The organism is Paraburkholderia sp. Cpub6 (assembly GCF_014201065.1).
GTDB classification, from domain to species: domain Bacteria; phylum Pseudomonadota; class Gammaproteobacteria; order Burkholderiales; family Burkholderiaceae; genus Paraburkholderia; species Paraburkholderia tuberum.
In genome coordinates, this window is sequence record NZ_JACHDM010000004.1 from 332,088 (window position 1) to 348,530 (window position 16,443).

Here is a 16,443-nt window from a genome sequence, read left to right on the forward strand (position 1 = left end):
GCATGAATCGGGTCCATGAACCCCGCGGACGAGAGGAGGCGAGCGCAGGCGAAGCGACGTGCGCTGCGATCGCGGGTCATTCCGCCCGCCCCGACTGGATGCCAGTACGCTTCACAGCGTTTTTCACAGCGTTTATTTGAACCCCGCCACCGCATGCGGCACATACAGTTCTTCGAGCCGGCGAACTTCGTCGTCACTGAGCTTCAACGAGAGCGCCGCAACGGCATCGTCGAGATGATGCAGTTTGGTAGCACCGACAATCGGCGCGGTAATCGGCTTCTTCTGCAGCACCCACGCTAGCGCAACCTGCGCGCGCGGCACGCCGCGTTCTTTCGCGATCTCGCTGACCCGCTCGACGATACGCCGATCTGCTTCCTGCGTGTGCGCGTACAGCGTGCGGCCGAATTCATCGGTTTCCGAGCGCGCGCTTTCGGTGTCCCAGTCGCGCGTCAAGCGTCCGCGGGCAAGCGGACTCCACGGAATCACGCCGATGCCTTCGCTTTCGCACAGCGGCAGCATTTCGCGCTCTTCCTCGCGGTACAGCAGATTCACGTAGTTCTGCATCGTCACGAAGCGCGTCCAGCCATTGCGCTCGGCCACCTGCAGCGCCTTGGCAAACTGCCATGCGTACATCGACGACGCGCCGAGATAGCGCGCCTTGCCGGCTTTCACGACATCGTGCAGCGCTTCCATCGTTTCTTCGATCGGCGTGCCGTAGTCCCAGCGATGGATCTGATACAGGTCGACATAGTCGGTACCGAGCCGCCGCAGGCTGTTATCGATCTCCGCCATGATCGCCTTGCGCGACAGCCCCGCGCCGTTCGGGCCCGGATGCATGCGGCTATTGACCTTGGTGGCGAGCACGATCTCATCGCGCTTCGCAAAGTCCTTCAGCGCACGGCCGACGATTTCCTCGCTGGTGCCGTCCGAATAGACGTTGGCCGTGTCGAAGAAGTTGATGCCGTGATCGAGCGCCTGCTTGATGAAAGGCCGCGCGGCTTCGTCGTCGAGCGACCAGGGGTGCGTGCCGCGCGAGGGTACGCCATAACTCATACAGCCGAGACAGAGACGCGATACATCGAGGCCGGTGCGGCCGAGTTTCACATAATCCATCGTGTTGCTCCTATAGTGAAGCGCACAAACCCGCTGCGAGGGAAGGATATTCGATTATAGGGAAACGACGGCAAGCGCGTCGTCACGGGCCGCACCGCTTTCGATCGCTTCAATGCAAATGCGCCCGCGAAGCCACTTCGCGGGCGCATGACGCCGAGTGCCGTGAACGACAGCCAACGCTCAATGCCGTACCGGGCGATACGGTGTCCACACGGGCGTGTCGGTATTCCAGTTGTCGAGTTCCGATGGTGTCACGATGTGCTCCTTGATGAAGAGACGCGCAGTTTTGCGCCGCAAGCGCGCCGGGTTCTGAATCAACTTCTTCTAACTCGTTACTGGCCCTTCGCAATGCGCGTCACTTCGCCGTTCGTTCCTTCCTGCAACGCGATGCGCGCGGCTTGCGTCTGGCCGATCAGGCCTTTGTCCGGATACGAGGTGCGATTCAGTGAGGGCAGCGAGCCGTCGCGATACGCGGCGACCAGTTCGGCCTTGACCTCGGCGCGTGTCTTCGTGCTCGCGGTCGGCGCCGGTTGCGTGTCATACGTTCCCGCGCGGCCGATACCGCCGCCGCCTTGCGCAAATGCCGGAACGCTGACGAGCAGCGACAGAGCGAGGCCCGCCAACAGATTGCGTTTCATGATTCACTCCTGTCGATTCATTGGCAGCGCGATGGCGCTGCGACAGGGTGAAATGTAGACGTCGACGCGGTGTGGATAAATCGCGGTTTTGCGAAATGAATTGTCGCGATTCAGGAACAATCGCGAGCGAGGCTTCACCGGGGCCGTGCGATTGCGCGGTTGCCGCGGCATTGGCGCCGCGGCTGGAATTCACTGTTTCACTTCCCGTACTTCATGCGACCCATTCGGTCATCACCGGCGTGTCGAGTGCCGGCGCGGACTCGCGCTGCTCGAACGTGCGCTTCGTGCAGGTGGCGTCGAGAGTGCCGCGTCCGCTCAGCAATGGGCAACGATCGAACAGCTCCGCGATCCAGTCTACGAAAACGCGGACTTTCGGCGACAGATGACGACTGTGCGGATAGACTGCCGAAATCGGCATCGGCAAGGGTTTCAAGTCCGGCAGTACTTCGACGAGCTGACCCGAGCCCAGATGCGGCAGCACCATGAAGCGCGCCGGCTGAATCAGGCCGAAGCCTTCGAGTCCGCAGGTCACGTAGGCATCCGCGTCGTTGACCGACACGATGCTTTTCATCTTCACTTCCACTTCGTTGCCGTTCACCAGGAACGCCCAGTCGAGCGTGCGTCCCGTGCGGCTCGAGAAGTAGTTGACGGCTTTGTGATTGTCGAGATCTTCGAGCGAAGCGGGCACGCCCGCGCGCTTGATGTAGTCGGGCGACGCGCAGGTCACGCCCTCGAACAGACCGATGCGGCGCGCGACCAGCGACGAATCCTGCAACGCGCCGACACGCACCACGCAATCGACACCTTCTTGCAGCAGATCGACCGGCCGGTCGGTCAGGCCCAGTTGCAGATCGATGTCCGGATAGCGCGTGTGGAATTCGCACAGCGACGGAATGACGAGCAGACGGCCAATCGAGCCCGGCATGTCGATGCGTAGCTTGCCGTGCGGCTTCTTGTTGCCGCTCTGGAAACTCGCCTCGGTTTCTTCGACGTCCGCGAGGATGCGCACGCAGCGCTCGTAGTACGCGGCGCCATCGGGCGTCAGCGACAGACGGCGGGTGGTCCGGTGCATCAGCCGCGTGCCGAGAAACGCTTCGAGGTTCTGAATAATCGTAGTAACCGATGCGCGCGGCAGGTCGAGCGTTTCCGCTGCGCGGGTAAAGCTGTTGGTGTCGACGACGCGCGTGAACACTTGCATGGCCTGAAGCCGGTCCATTGCAAACCTCCAGAAGGGGCTGGTGCACAGGCGGGAATGGAGTCCGCGAAAACAATCACAACGGGATTGTTCAAAGGCACCGAATTGTGTTGCCGGATTATAGGCATTTATTTGCGAGTCTGCCGAACCCACAATTCGCACCATTGAAGTTCTATGCGCATTTGCGCGGCTCGACATGGATGCATTCAAATCGCCGTACCCGCCTTTTTCCACCGGCGTTTCCGCCGAAGACACTGGCGCTGAGGCCAATGACGCAACGCTTGAAGTCACCGACGTGGATATCGATGGGTACGCTCAACCCATTACGTTGCGCCTGTATCGGCTGACGAAAAAAACCGCGTTGCCGGTGCTGCTTTATTTTCACGGCGGCGGTTTTACGAAGGGTTCGATCGAGTGCGCGGACTTCGCCGCGCGGTATTTCGCAGAACACTTACCGGCGCTCGTGGTGTCGGTCGGCTATTCGCTCGCGCCGCGGTTTCCGTTTCCGGCCGCGCCGGAAGACGCGCATCGCGCGGCGCTGTGGGTGCAGACGCGGGCGCGGGCGTTTGGTGGCAATAGCAGAAAGATCGGCGTGGCGGGCCATGATGCGGGCGGCCAACTCGCCAATTGTCTCGCGTTCATCGCGCGAGATCGTGGCGACGTGCCGATCAGCGCGCAGGCGCTGTTCGGCCCGATGCTGGATCCGAGCCTGACGCGGCTCGGCGACGAGCAGCGGCTCGGTTCCGACATCACCGCGCGCGAGTGCGCCGCGTGTTATCGCGCGTATCTGCCGCAAGCGTCTCAGCGCATGCATCCGTATGCGGCGCCGCTCGAATCGTCGCGGCTCGCCGGCTTGCCGGCCACGCTGATCGCGACCGCGCAGAACGACGTGCTGCACGTCGAGGCCGAGAAGTATGCAAGCAATCTGATCGACGCGGGCGTGCAGACCCAGGTGGTGCGCTTTCCGAGCGTGTCGCACGCAGCGCTCGCCGATCATCCGCCCGCTTTGCAGGAAGCGGTGCGCTTTTTCCAGTGGCGCTTCGACGCGCGCGCTCATCGATAAACAGAAATTCAATCAACGATACCGGGAGCTACACATGACTATCCTTCCTCTTTCCCGCCGCCGCGTGGCGTTAGCCGCCGTGGTCGTCGTCGTCCTTGCCGGGCTTGGCACGTTCGGCGCGATTCGTGTCGATGCGAGCTCGCCGGCCGCACCCACCATCGTGCCGGAAGTAGACGTGGCGACCGTCGTGCAGAAGACGATCACCGACTGGCAGTCCTATTCGGGTCGTCTCGAAGCCGTGCAGAAAGTGGACGTGCGATCGCAGGTGCCGGGCACGATCGTGTCAGTCAACTTCAAGGACGGCGCGCTCGTGAAGCAGGGCGACACGCTGTTCGTGATCGATCCGCGTCCGTACGCGGCCGAAGTCGATCGCGCGCAAGCGCAGCTCGCGGCCGCGCAGGCACGCACCGGCTACACGCAAAGCGACTGGGAACGCGCGCAACGGCTGATCGTCGACAACGCGATCGCCAAACGCGACTACGACGAGAAGCAGAACGCCGCGCGCGAGGCGAGCGCGAACCTGAAGGCCGCGCAAGCCGCGCTGGAAACCGCGCGCATCAATCTCGGCTACACGAAGATCGTCGCGCCGGTGTCGGGCCGCGTGTCGCGCGCGGAGATCACGGTCGGCAACGTGGTGGCGGCGGGCGCCAGTTCGGTGCCGCTGACGACGCTCGTGTCGGTGTCGCCGATCTACGCGTCGTTCGACGCGGACGAGCAGACCTACCTGCAATACCTGAGCCGCGCGAAGGACGGCAGCAAGGTGCCGGTCGAACTCGGTCTCGCCGATGAATCCGGCTACTCGCGCAGCGGCACGATCGAGTCGGTCGACAACCGGCTCGACACGTCGTCGGGCACGATCCGCGTGCGCGCGAAGTTCGACAACGCGGACGGCGCGCTGATTCCGGGCCTCTACGCGCGCATCAAGGTTGGGGGCAGCGCACCGCATCCGGCGCTGTTGATCGACGATGCCGCGGTCGGCACCGACCAGGACAAGAAGTTCGTGCTGGTCGTCGATCAGGGCAACCACGTCGTTTATCGCGGGATCACGACGGGTTCGATGCAAGGCAATCTGCGCGTCGTCAAGGACGGCTTGAAGCCGGGCGATCGGATCGTCGTCAACGGCGTTCAGCGCGTGCGTCCCGGCGATACGGTCCGAGCGCACATGGTGCCGATGACGACCGACGACGACCCGAACAGCGCAGCGCTCGCGCAGTCGCGTGCCAAGGCCGAGGCCGGCGCGAAAGGCAATTCGTGAGCCGCATGCTCCAACGCGCATGCTCCAACGTTAAGAGCTTCCAATGAACATATCCAAATTCTTCATCGATCGCCCGATCTTCGCAGGCGTGCTATCGGTATTGATCCTGCTCGGGGGCATCATCTCGCTGTTCAAGCTGCCCATTTCCGAGTATCCGGAAGTGGTGCCGCCTTCGGTGGTGGTGCACGCGCAGTATCCGGGCGCGAATCCGAAGGTGATCGCCGAGGCGGTCGCCGCGCCGCTCGAAGAGCAGATCAATGGTGTCGAGAACATGTTGTACATGCAGTCGCAGGCGAATAGCGACGGCAATCTGACGCTGACAGTCACGTTCAAGCTCGGCACCAATCCCGACCTCGCGACGCAACTCGTGCAGAACCGCGTCAATCAGGCGCTGCCGCGTCTGCCGGACGACGTGCAGCGGCTCGGCGTGACGACGATCAAGAGTTCGCCGACGCTGACGATGGTCGTGCACCTGATCTCGCCGAACGATCGCTACGACATGACGTATCTGCGCAATTACGCGCTGCTCAACGTGAAGGATCGGCTCGCGCGGATTCAGGGCGTCGGCGAAGTGCAACTGTGGGGCTCGGGCGATTACGCAATGCGTATCTGGCTCGATCCGCAGAAAGTCGCGCAGCGCGGTCTCACGGCGACCGAAGTCGTCAACGCGATCCGCGAGCAGAACATCCAGGTCGCGGCCGGTGTGATCGGTGCGTCGCCGTCGGTGCCAGGCACGCAGTTGCAGTTGTCGGTGAACGCGCGCGGCCGTTTGAAGACCGAGGGCGAATTCGGCGACATCATCGTGAAGACCACGCCCGACGGCGGCGTGACCTATCTGCGCGATATCGCCCGGATCGAGCTCGCGGCGTCGGAATATGGCCTGCGTTCGCTGCTCGACAATAAGCCCGCGGTTGCGCTCGCGATCAATCAGGCGCCGGGTGCGAACTCGCTCGCGATTTCAGAGCAGGTGCGCGCGGCGATGAAGGAACTCGCCGAAGACATGCCGGCCGGCGTCGAATACCGGATCGTCTACGACCCGACGCAGTTCGTGCGTTCGAGTATCGAGGCGGTGATCCATACGCTGCTCGAAGCGATCGCGCTGGTCGTGATCGTCGTGATCGTGTTCCTGCAGACGTGGCGCGCGTCGATCATTCCGTTGATCGCGGTGCCGGTGTCGATCGTCGGCACGTTCTCGCTGCTGCTTGCGTTCGGCTTTTCGATCAACGCGTTGTCGCTGTTCGGCATGGTGCTCGCGATCGGCATCGTGGTCGACGATGCGATCGTCGTGGTGGAGAACGTCGAGCGCAACATCGAGAGCGGGCTCAGTGCGCGCGATGCGACCTACAAGGCGATGCGCGAAGTGAGCGGGCCGATCATCGCGATTGCGCTGACGCTCGTCGCCGTGTTCGTGCCGCTCGCGTTCATGACGGGTCTCACGGGCCAGTTCTACAAGCAGTTCGCGATGACCATCGCGATCTCGACGGTGATCTCGGCGTTCAATTCGCTGACGCTGTCGCCGGCGTTGTCCGCGCTGCTGCTGCGCAGCCACGGCGAGAAGGAAGACTGGCTGACGCGTGTGATGAACCGTGTGCTCGGCGGCTTCTTCAAGCGTTTCAACAAGGTCTTTCATCGTGGTTCGGAAGCCTACGGCCGCGGCGTGACCGGCGTGCTGAGCCGCAAGGGCGCGATGCTCGCGGTGTACGCGATCCTCGTCGGTGCAACCGTATTGGTGGCGCGGGTCGTGCCGGGCGGCTTCGTGCCCGCGCAGGACAAGGAGTATCTGATCGCGTTCGCGCAGTTGCCGAACGGTGCCTCGCTCGATCGCACGGAGAAGGTGATCCGCGATATGAGCTCGATCGCGCTGAAGCAGCCGGGCGTCGAAAGCGCGGTGGCCTTCCCTGGTCTGTCGGTGAATGGATTCACGAATAGTTCGAGCGCGGGCATCGTGTTCGTGACGCTGAAGCCGTTCAAGGAGCGCGGCAACAAGAAGCTCTCGGCAGGCGCGATTGCCGGTGCGCTGAACCAGCAGTACGGCGCGATCAAGGACTCGTTCGTCGCGGTGTTCCCGCCGCCGCCGGTGCTCGGGCTCGGCACGCTCGGCGGCTTCAAGATGCAGCTCGAAGATCACGGCGCGGTCGGTTACGCGGAACTCAACAAGGCTGCCGAAGCATTCGTGAAGCGCGCGGCGCAAACGCCCGAACTTGGGCCGACCTTCTCCAGCTATCAGATCAACGTGCCGCAGCTGAACGTCGATCTCGATCGCGTGAAGGCGAAGCAGCTCGGCGTGCCGGTCACGGACGTGTTCGACACGATGCAGATCTATCTGGGCTCGCTGTACGTGAACGACTTCAACCGCTTCGGTCGCGTGTATCAGGTGCGCGTGCAGGCGGATGCGCCGTTCCGTCAACGCGCCGACGACATCCTGCAATTGAAGACGCGCAACGCGGCGGGCGAGATGGTGCCGTTGTCGTCGCTCGTCACGGTGACGCCGACCTACGGACCGGAGATGGTGGTGCGCTACAACGGCTACACGGCGGCCGACATCAACGGCGGCCCAGCGCCCGGCTTTTCGTCGGGACAGGCGCAGGCCGCGGCCGAACGCGTGGCCGCCGAGGTGCTGCCGCGCGGCGTGAAGCTCGAGTGGACCGACCTCACGTATCAGCAGATCCTCGCCGGCAATGCGGGCATGTGGGTGTTCCCGATCAGCGTGCTGCTCGTGTTCCTCGTGCTCGCCGCGCTGTACGAAAGCCTGACGCTGCCGCTCGCCGTGATCCTGATCGTGCCGATGAGCGTGCTGTCCGCGCTGACCGGCGTGTGGCTCACCGGTGGCGACAACAACATCTTCACGCAGATCGGTTTGATGGTACTGGTGGGCTTGTCCGCGAAGAACGCGATCCTGATCGTCGAGTTTGCGCGTGAGCTCGAACACGACGGACGCAGTCCGCTGCAGGCCGCGATCGAAGCGAGCCGTCTGCGTCTGCGGCCGATTCTGATGACGTCGATCGCCTTCATCATGGGCGTGGTGCCGCTGGTGTTGTCGAGCGGCGCGGGCTCGGAGATGCGTCACGCGATGGGCGTCGCGGTGTTCTTCGGCATGCTCGGCGTCACGCTGTTCGGCCTGATGCTGACGCCGGTGTTCTATGTGGTGCTGCGTTCGCTCGCGGGCGGGACGATTCACGTCGCGCAGAAGGATGCGCCGCGCTACGGCGCGCCCGTTACGGACGCCTGAGGAGAAAACAACAATGAAACGCTTTGAATCTCGCTTTGTATCTTTGCGCCGATGGGGCCGCGCGGCCGCGAGCGGTTTGCTGATTGCCCTGCTGGCCGCTTGTTCGGTCGAGCCGACGTACAAGCGGCCCGACGTCGATACGCCGGCGGCGTTCAAGGAAGCGCCGGCGATGGCGACGTCGGCTGCGGCGGCGCCGGGCGTGACGGCTGGTTCGGCCGCGTCGGCGCAAAACACCGGCACGTGGAAGCCGGCCCAGCCCGCCGACGACGCCCTGCGTGGCGAATGGTGGAAGGTGTTCGGCGACCCGCAGCTCGACGCGCTCGAAGAGCAGGCCGCCGCCGCGAACCAGGACCTGAAGGCCGCAGCCGCGCGCGTGCAGCAGGCCCGCGCGGTCACGCAGGCGGCGAAGTCCGACTGGTTCCCGAAGCTCGACGCGGGCTTCGGCCCGACCCGGGAGCGTGCGTCGGCGGCGTCGCAATTCCTGCCGGACAGCGCGGGCGGCACGACGGGCACGATCTGGCGCGCGCAGGTCGGCGCGTCGTATGAGGCGGATCTGTTCGGGCGGGTCAGCTCGAACGTGAACGCGTCGCGCTCGGACGAGCAGCAGAGCGAAGCGCTGTTTCGCTCGGTGCAACTGTCGTTGCAGGCCGACGTCGCGCAGAACTACTTCCAGTTGCGCGAGCTCGACACCGACCAGGATCTGTATCGCCGCACCGTCGCATTGCGCGAGGACACGCTGAAGCTCGTCGAGCGGCGCTTCAAGGAAGGCGATATCAGCGAGCTGGATCTGTCGCGCTCGCGTAACGAGCTCGCGAGCGCACGTGCCGATGCGGTCGGCGTGGCGCGGCAACGGGCGGCCTCGGAGCATAGCCTCGCGATTCTGCTCGGCAAGCCGCCCGCGGATTTCTCGTTCGCGGAAGAACCGCTCGCGCCGGTGGCGGTGCGCGTGCCGCCGGGTTTGCCGTCGGCGCTGCTCGAACGCAGGCCGGACATCGCGGCAGCCGAACGCGCGATGCAGGCAGCGAATGCGCGCGTCGGGCTCGCGAAGTCGGCGTTCTTCCCGAAGCTCGACATCACGGGCGCGTTCGGCTTTGAATCGGCGACGCTCGGCGATCTGTTCATGTGGTCGAGCCGGGCGTTCATCCTCGGTCCGCTCGCGGGTACCGCGCTGACGGTGCCGATCTTCGACGGCGGCCGCCGCAAGGCCAATCTTGCGCAGGCCCGTTCGAAGTACGACGAGGACGTCGCGCAATATCGCCAGCAGGTGCTCGTGGCGTTCCGTGAAGTCGAGGACAATCTTGCCGATCTGCGCTTGCTCGACGATCAGATGCGCGAGCAGAACGACGCGGTCGATGCGTCGCAGCGCGCCGCGCATCTGTCGCGCACGCAGTACACGGAGGGCGCGGTCAGCTATCTCGACGTGATCGATGGCGAGCGGCAGGTGCTGCAGTCGCAATTGCAGGCGAGCCATCTGGCGGGCACGCAGGCGGTCGCTACCGTGAATCTGATTCGCGCGCTCGGTGGCGGTTGGGGCGATGTGACGGCGGGGGATACGGCGGTGGGGGCGGCGCCGGTGCCGGTTGGTGCTTCCGGCGGCGCGGCGGCTTCGCTGGCTGCGGCTTCCGGCTCTGCGGCCGGAGCCGCATCGGTTTCAGCGCAGCAGCAGGTGGCGAAGCGCTGAATTCCTAAGCCTGTTGGCAAGCGCTTCATCGACCTCATCAACGACGCTTGGCATTATCGGCGCGACGGTGATGCCGCATAACCTGTATCTGCACTCGTCGATCGGCCGGACCCGCGCGGTGAAGCGCGATCCGGCCAGCATCCGCTCGGCGATCGGCATGTCACGCATCGACACGATCGCATCGCTCGTGATCGCGGCCCTGATCAACATGGCGATCCTGATTCTCGCGGCCGCCGCGTTTTACGCGACGGGCCACGACCAGATCACACAGATCGAGGACGCTTACCGGCTGCTAGCGCCGATCGTCGGCACCGGCTTCGCCGCCTTCCTGTTCGCGATCACGCTGCTCGCGTCGGGACAAAGCTCGACGTTCACCGGCACGGTGGCGGGGCAGGTCATCATGGAAGGCTTCCTGAAAATGAAGATTCCGTGCTGGCAGCGGCGCTTCATCACGCGAGCGCTCGCGCTGTATCCGCTGATCCGCATGACTAGCGACCGATCGCTGATGGGCGAATTCGCCAACACGCTGCCGACGCGCCTGCTCGTGTGGACGCTGTTTGTTGCGATCAGTGCGGCGAATCTGTGGCTCGTCGTCCAGACGGTGGGGCTGGCCGGTTGATCTGAACGTCCGGCCTTCGGCACGCCGGTTTGCCCGGCGCGAAGGCGAAAAAAATCCGCGCAGTTCAATCACTGCGCGGAATCATGTGAGCTTCGGTTTGAATCGGGTCGAGCGCGTCTCGCGACGGCGAATCGATCGGTCAAGCGGCCTGCGCGACCTGCGCCGCATCGAGCGCTTCCCGGCGCGCGGCTGCTGCCTTCTTCGTCTTGCCGGCACGCGACGGCGGCTGGCAGGCGCCGCACACGACGTTGTGCTGCAGGTCGTGCTTGTGCGCGACGAACTTGCCGGTACAGCGGCAGCATCTGGTCAACTGCAGGATGTCGGCGTCGAAGAAACGCACGAGCGTCCACGCGCGCGTCAGATCGAGCACCGGCTCGGTTTCGCTGTGCTGACAGTGTTCGAGATACAGCCGATAGCCCTTGGTCAGCGCATCCAGATGCGAGCAGCGCGCTTCGTTCTTGAGGAACAGGTACGTGTTGTAGAACAGCGACGCGTGAATGTTCGCGAGCCACGTCATGTACCAGTCCGCCGAGAACGGCAGCATGCCCTTGGGCGGCGATACGCCCTTGACCTCGCGATACAGGCGGATCATACGGTCGCGCGACAGCGTCAACTCGCTCTCGAGCACCTGCATGCGGGCGCCGAGTTCGATCAGTGCGATCGCGCGAAATACTTCCTGTGCATCTTCGGTCAGGCTTCGCTTGAGCATTGCAGTCACCTCGATCAGGCAAATTGCTCGGCGGGCTGGCCTGCAAGCAGGATCGCCGTGTGGGTCGGTGCAACTGCGGTGTGCTTCGTCGTTTGCGTCAACGCCGACAGCATCGCGTGGTCGTTGAAGCGGAAGAAGCACAAAAGCTGGTCGGAAGCGGCCAGCTTGACGATTTGCGCGAGCGACAGCCCGGCAAGCAAGTCAGCCAGTTCCGACGACAGTCCCAGCCGGAACATTCCGACCGGTTTGTCCTCGCGCAACATGCGTTGCGCGAGCATGATGTAAGACAAGTTGATCTCGCGGATTGAATCCAGCGTCTCGCTGCTACGGTCCATTTTGTCTGTTTCCGAAGCCCCGAATTACTATGTCGGCTTTGCGCCGTTTTGTCTTTTCTGCCTCGCCGGCAACGTGGCCTCCGGCTACATGTTGCTACTTGCTACAGACAGCGAACATTTGATACAAGACGTTACATTTCGTAACAGCTCGGGACGAATTGTATGAAGGCTAAAACCAGAAATCAATCCCTTCTCAAAAAAATATCTCAAAAAACTACATCATTTTTCGGTAAGTTTTTCACGCCATTGTAATGAATGATGCCAAGTGAATTTATAGCCTTTCGACACTGGCCTCTACTCCATGAAAACCCTTGCTGGATGGGCATCCTACGCGACTGTCCGAGACGTGCGTCTGCACCGCGCGGCGATCGGTAAATTTGTTTTGGATTAGAAAGGAACAGAAAGCGAGGGAATAGACGGTAATAAATACTCGTGCTGGGTGGCGCGTGAGGGGCGGATGGAGCCTGTAACCGTATGAAGCGTCCCCCGTTACAAACTACGCAAACGAGGGCCGGATTTGTAACGGCTCGATGAGGATGGGCAGCCGGTCTGTCGCACGCGTTCGACCCCGAGACCGAACAGCGGTCGCAGACGCGTACCGATCACGGTGCGGACGGAGGCTGCGAGAAGCCAGTGCCGAGCAGGTTGCCTGACACGATGTCGGTGCAATAGGCGACGACATTACAACGTTGACGAGGCGCCGGGAATGGCCGCAAGGGGGCGTTGTCAATGATTCCCGGGGGCGCTACGCGAGGAATCGCGCCATCAGATCCTCGTCATGAAACACCCCGTCGACGTTCAAGGCGCCGACTTCGCACGGCTTTGTCCGAACGAAGCGGGGTGCGCCTTCAGCCCGCGCAGACGAAGCTGGAAATAGGCGTCCCGGTCGGCGGGTCCGAGTTGGCGGATCAACGGGGTGTCGGCGTTGACGGACATCTCACTTATTCGTGGTGAGTGGAGTGGAGGTACGCGAGCGGCTAGCCGCGCTGGTGTTCGGCAAATTCGCGCAGCGCCGACGCGGTTTGCCGATCCGCCGGAAAGAACGCCTCGATGGCGAGTTCCGACAGCGTAACGTCCACGGGCGTGCCGAACACCGTGGTGGTGCTGAAAAACGACAGCACGCCAAGCGGTGTACGCAGCCGCAATGGCACGGCGATCTGGTTGAGGACTGCATCGTCCAGCGTCGAGGCGTCTGCATCCGGCGGCGCGGGGTAGCCGGCCAGTTCGTCGCGTAGTGCGCTCAGCGTGTCGTCGCCGCTGACGTCGATCTGCCGTTGCAGGCGGCCCAGCACATGCTCGCGCCACGCATGCCAGTTGACGATCGACGCCGCAATGCCTTGCGGGTGCAGACTCAGGCGCAGTGCGTTGGCCGGTGGCTTCAACAGTTCGGGACTCGCGCCGCTCAACAACGGCGCAATCGCATTGTTGGTCGCGACGATGGTCCAGTGCCGGTCGATCGCGAGAGCCGGGTAGGGCTCATGTCCTTTGAGCACCAGTTCGACGGCTTCGCGCGCGGCGGCGAGCTGCGGGTCGGAGAGGGGACGTTCGCGAAACAGCGGCGCGTAACCGGCCGCGACGAGCAGAGCATTGCGCGCGCGCAACGGCACGTCGAGGCGCTCGGCGAGATGCATGACCATTTCCCGGCTCGGTAGCGCGCGCCCCGATTCGACAAAGCTCAGATGGCGGGTCGAAACGTCAGCCTCCGTGGCGAGCAGCAACTGACTCATGCGCCGCCGCTGCCGCCATTCGCGGAGAAGTTCGCCGACCGCCCGAGTGCCGATCGGCGCGGATGATGGAGCCGCTTGTGCAATAGAGAGTGTGTTCATGCCACCGATCATAGTCAAAGCGTGCAAGCAATCGATTACCTGAGAGGTAATGCCCCGCCAATTTCAGTCAACGAGACGCGTGCCCGGCTCAGGCGGCAGCCAGGCGCAACGGCACGGCGGTGAATTTGACGCCGATCGCACTCGCCAGTTTGAGGACCGTATCCATGCGTGGCTTGGAGCCGGGCGCGAGTGTCTTGTAGAGGCTCTCGCGGCCCAGGCCCGCTGCCGCGGCGATCTTCGTGATGCCACGTGCCTTGGCGATATCCGCGATGGCGGCGAGCAGCAGATCGGAGTCGCCTTCGTCGAGGGCGGCGTTCAGATAGGCCGCGACCATTTCGTCGTTGTCGAGGTACTTCGATGCATCGAAGCGTGCCGTTTTGATCTTGCTCATGACCGTTCCTTTCTGATGGTTGTCCACATTGCTCCGGCATGCCTGATATCCGCCTGCTGCGTGGACTTGTTACCCCCGCAGAGCAGCAGATACATCATGCGTTCCTCGCGCGCGTAGTAGACCCGGTAACCCGGCCCGCAATCGATGCGCATCTCGAACACGCCGTTTTCCAGCAACTTCGCGTCGCCGAAAAGCCCGCGTTCCGCGCGGCGGATCCGCACGAGAATTTGCGCCTTCGCCTTGAGGTCGGTGAGGCCGTGAAGCCAACGGTCGAACTCTTCGGTGCAGTTGATCGTGTACACGCGCGGTGTTTCGATCTGCGGATGATTGTATCTCCGGGGATACGGTCGTGCAAGCGAGAAAAGCGTCTCGATAAAGCGGTCCAAGCGGTCCTCCTGTTCATTGCATTGCCCGCCTCGCGATGTCGTCGGCGGGCTTCGATGAGTCACTCGAGGTTAGCGGTGCGAAGGTTTTTTGACGACTCGGCCGAATGACCTATTTGGCGAGAAAAACAGTGAAAAGCGCTGCGTGACAGCGAAGGCTGCATTGCGTCGATTACCTCTCACGTAATCGACGCAATGCACGCGAGCCGTCAATCTTCATTCCGAGCCCGCCGCATGCAATGCGTATGCCGCGCGAAGTGCTCAGTCCTGTCAATCGAGGAGTTTGAGATGAATGCGCATACCGATTTGATCGACCGTTATTTCGATACCTGGAACGAGACCGATGGCGCGCGTCGTCGCGAGTTGATCGCGGCAACGTGGAGCGCCGATGCCGACTATCGCGACCCGCTGCTGGCGGGCGCGGGCCACGATGGCATCGACGCCATGATCCGCGCGGTGCATGAGCGTTTTCCGCATCACACGTTTCGCCGTACGACCGACGTCGACGGCTTCGCGAATCGCCTGCGCTTCTCGTGGGCACTGACGACCCCCGCGGGCGAGGCGATCGTGAAGGGCTCGGACTTCGGCGTGGTGGACGCGCATGGGCGTCTGCAAGCGGTCACCGGTTTTCTCGACGAAACCCCCGGCGCCGCTTGAGGCGTTTTTCACGGAGACGGTCATGCATGAGCCCGCCGCTGCCAGGCCCGCACAAGTCCATCTCGCGTTGCTGCGCGTCGCGGCCGCGCTCGATGCGTTATCGAGCGCGATCGCCGGTTTCGCGCTGCTCGGCGGCGCGCGGGCGTTCATGTTCATCGCACTGCTCGGTTGGCGCGAGCCGGTGCTCGGCGGCGCGGGGCTCGTGCTGCTCGCTCTGGTCGGATGGCTGCGCTGGCAATGCGGTGCGTGCGCAGCGCCGCAAGACGTCCGGCGCGCTTGCTACAATCGATCGTCGTGCGGATGAAGCGTGACACGCATCGTCTTGCGCAAAGCTCACGACCTCACCCCCTCAGCATGTTCCCAACCGAACGACCTGGAGACCCCGTGCTGAAAAATCTCGACCCGCTACTGAACGCCGATATCCTGCACGCGCTGCGCTCGATGGGCCACGGCGACGAGCTCGTGATCTGCGACGCCAACTTCCCGGCCGACGCCGTCGCGCGCGATACCGTGCTCGGCAAGCCGCTGCGTCTCGACGGCGTCAGTTCGCCGCGCGCGATCCGCGCGGTGTTGTCGGTGCTGCCGCTCGACACCTTTATCGAGCATCCCGCGTCGCGCATGGAAGTGGTTGGCGAGCCGCACACGATTCCCGCGGTGCAGCGCGAAGCGCAAGCCGAGGTCAACGCGGGCGAGGGGCGCGAGGTGCCCTTCGTGTCGATCGAGCGGTTCGCGTTTTACGAGCGTGCGCGCCAGGCATACTGTGTGATCGCGACGGGCGAGGAGCGCGGCTACGGCTGCTTCGTATTCACGAAGGGCGTGTTGCTCGCGCCGGACGCGCCACGCGCATAGTCGCTACCACCTTTCTCGATTCATCACGACAAACCCATGAGCTTCCAGCTAGCCAGTCTCGATCATCTCGTTCTGAACGTCGCCGACGTCGAAGTGAGCGCGGCGTGGTACGCGCGGATGCTCGGCATGCGACGCACCGAGTTCGCGTCGCGCACCGGCACGCGCGTGGCGATGAACTACGGTAATCAGAAGATCAATCTGCGTCCCGCGTCGGCCGATACCGTCGCCTGGTTCACGTCGCGCGAGGCGGTGCCGGGCACGGCGGACCTGTGCTTCGTGACCACCGCAAGCCCGGACGACGTCAAGGCGCACTGGCTCGCGCAAGGCGTCGCTGTCGAGGCGGGGCCGGTGGAGCGCGACGGCGCGCGCGGCAAGATGACCTCGGTGTATTGCCGCGACCCGGACGGCAACCTGATCGAGGTCGCCACGTATCCGTCAGCTTGAGCGGGCTTGGAAATCGCGGCCATTGCTCATATGCTCAGGAGCGAGGCGGGGAACTG

Annotated in this window: 18 protein-coding genes and 1 pseudogene; 9 read left to right on the forward strand and 10 right to left on the reverse strand. The window is 63.6% G+C overall.

Features of this window, described 5'->3' with window-relative positions:
- Positions 1 to 132: 132 nt before the first annotated feature.
- From HDG33_RS10460 to HDG33_RS10475, 4 genes are all read right to left on the reverse strand, one after another.
- Complete coding sequence (locus HDG33_RS10460; protein WP_018423448.1) at positions 133 to 1,113, reverse strand: aldo/keto reductase; 981 nt, start codon at positions 1,111 to 1,113, stop codon at positions 133 to 135.
- 180 nt (positions 1,114 to 1,293) lie between these two features.
- The gene (locus tag HDG33_RS10465; protein WP_184025757.1) at positions 1,294 to 1,431 is read right to left on the reverse strand and encodes a hypothetical protein; all 138 of its coding nucleotides are present in this window, start codon (positions 1,429 to 1,431) and stop codon (positions 1,294 to 1,296) included.
- A gap of 14 nt (positions 1,432 to 1,445) precedes the next feature.
- Positions 1,446 to 1,751: a DUF4148 domain-containing protein gene (locus tag HDG33_RS10470; RefSeq protein ID WP_184025305.1), complete on the reverse strand. Its 306-nt coding sequence runs from the start codon at positions 1,749 to 1,751 to the stop codon at positions 1,446 to 1,448.
- A gap of 211 nt (positions 1,752 to 1,962) precedes the next feature.
- Complete coding sequence (locus HDG33_RS10475; protein ID WP_018423444.1) at positions 1,963 to 2,967, reverse strand: LysR family transcriptional regulator; 1,005 nt, start codon at positions 2,965 to 2,967, stop codon at positions 1,963 to 1,965.
- A gap of 175 nt (positions 2,968 to 3,142) precedes the next feature.
- Here HDG33_RS10475 and HDG33_RS10480 point away from each other — a divergent pair, with 175 nt between their 5' ends.
- Genes HDG33_RS10480 through HDG33_RS10500 form a run of 5 tightly spaced genes read left to right on the forward strand, consistent with a single transcriptional unit; the run spans position 3,143 to position 10,793 of the window.
- Positions 3,143 to 4,009, forward strand: coding sequence for an alpha/beta hydrolase (locus tag HDG33_RS10480; RefSeq protein WP_184025307.1), 867 nt, complete (start codon positions 3,143 to 3,145; stop codon positions 4,007 to 4,009).
- A 34-nt stretch (positions 4,010 to 4,043) separates the two neighbouring features.
- Entirely contained in the window at positions 4,044 to 5,264 is a 1,221-nt protein-coding gene (locus HDG33_RS10485) for an efflux RND transporter periplasmic adaptor subunit (protein ID WP_184025310.1), read from the forward strand.
- A 43-nt stretch (positions 5,265 to 5,307) separates the two neighbouring features.
- Positions 5,308 to 8,493: an efflux RND transporter permease subunit gene (locus tag HDG33_RS10490; RefSeq protein WP_184025313.1), complete on the forward strand. Its 3,186-nt coding sequence runs from the start codon at positions 5,308 to 5,310 to the stop codon at positions 8,491 to 8,493.
- A 13-nt stretch (positions 8,494 to 8,506) separates the two neighbouring features.
- Positions 8,507 to 10,174: an efflux transporter outer membrane subunit gene (locus HDG33_RS10495; RefSeq protein ID WP_184025316.1), complete on the forward strand. Its 1,668-nt coding sequence runs from the start codon at positions 8,507 to 8,509 to the stop codon at positions 10,172 to 10,174.
- Positions 10,077 to 10,793 (forward strand): divalent metal cation transporter, encoded by a 717-nt coding sequence (locus HDG33_RS10500; protein WP_311548273.1) that lies wholly within the window; start codon positions 10,077 to 10,079, stop codon positions 10,791 to 10,793. The genes HDG33_RS10495 and HDG33_RS10500 overlap by 98 nt, the downstream gene beginning before the upstream one ends.
- 139 nt (positions 10,794 to 10,932) lie before the next feature.
- On the opposite strand, the gene flhC is transcribed toward HDG33_RS10500, so the two are convergent.
- From flhC to HDG33_RS10530, 6 genes and pseudogenes are all read right to left on the reverse strand, one after another.
- Complete coding sequence (gene flhC / locus HDG33_RS10505; protein WP_018423439.1) at positions 10,933 to 11,502, reverse strand: flagellar transcriptional regulator FlhC; 570 nt, start codon at positions 11,500 to 11,502, stop codon at positions 10,933 to 10,935.
- A gap of 14 nt (positions 11,503 to 11,516) precedes the next feature.
- Positions 11,517 to 11,837 carry a flagellar transcriptional regulator FlhD gene (gene flhD / locus HDG33_RS10510; protein WP_184007179.1) on the reverse strand — a complete coding sequence of 107 codons (321 nt, stop codon included), beginning with the start codon at positions 11,835 to 11,837 and terminating at the stop codon, positions 11,517 to 11,519.
- 819 nt (positions 11,838 to 12,656) lie between these two features.
- Positions 12,657 to 12,773, reverse strand: a pseudogene (locus tag HDG33_RS10515) (N-acetyltransferase); the annotation flags it as partial.
- A 41-nt stretch (positions 12,774 to 12,814) separates the two neighbouring features.
- Positions 12,815 to 13,663: a helix-turn-helix domain-containing protein gene (locus HDG33_RS10520; protein WP_184025319.1), complete on the reverse strand. Its 849-nt coding sequence runs from the start codon at positions 13,661 to 13,663 to the stop codon at positions 12,815 to 12,817.
- 88 nt (positions 13,664 to 13,751) lie between these two features.
- Complete coding sequence (locus HDG33_RS10525; protein ID WP_018423436.1) at positions 13,752 to 14,054, reverse strand: addiction module antidote protein; 303 nt, start codon at positions 14,052 to 14,054, stop codon at positions 13,752 to 13,754.
- On the reverse strand, positions 14,051 to 14,440 hold the full coding sequence (locus HDG33_RS10530; protein ID WP_221311367.1) for a type II toxin-antitoxin system RelE/ParE family toxin: 390 nt from the start codon (positions 14,438 to 14,440) through the stop codon (positions 14,051 to 14,053). Before HDG33_RS10530 ends, HDG33_RS10525 begins: the two co-directional genes overlap by 4 nt.
- Before the next feature lie 285 nt (positions 14,441 to 14,725).
- On the opposite strand from HDG33_RS10530, the gene HDG33_RS10535 reads away from it, so the two are divergent.
- The 4 genes from HDG33_RS10535 to HDG33_RS10550 all read left to right on the forward strand — a co-directional run bounded on the left by HDG33_RS10535 (position 14,726) and on the right by HDG33_RS10550 (position 16,387).
- Positions 14,726 to 15,094, forward strand: a complete 369-nt coding sequence (locus tag HDG33_RS10535) for a nuclear transport factor 2 family protein (RefSeq protein WP_176379337.1) — start codon at positions 14,726 to 14,728, stop codon at positions 15,092 to 15,094.
- Positions 15,095 to 15,116: 22 nt separating this feature from the next.
- Positions 15,117 to 15,398, forward strand: a complete 282-nt coding sequence (locus HDG33_RS10540; RefSeq protein WP_184025322.1) for a hypothetical protein — start codon at positions 15,117 to 15,119, stop codon at positions 15,396 to 15,398.
- Between the two features lie 80 nt (positions 15,399 to 15,478).
- Positions 15,479 to 15,943, forward strand: a complete 465-nt coding sequence (locus HDG33_RS10545; RefSeq protein ID WP_184025325.1) for an RbsD/FucU domain-containing protein — start codon at positions 15,479 to 15,481, stop codon at positions 15,941 to 15,943.
- A gap of 36 nt (positions 15,944 to 15,979) precedes the next feature.
- Entirely contained in the window at positions 15,980 to 16,387 is a 408-nt protein-coding gene (locus tag HDG33_RS10550) for a VOC family protein (protein ID WP_184025328.1), read from the forward strand.
- Positions 16,388 to 16,443 lie beyond the last annotated feature (56 nt).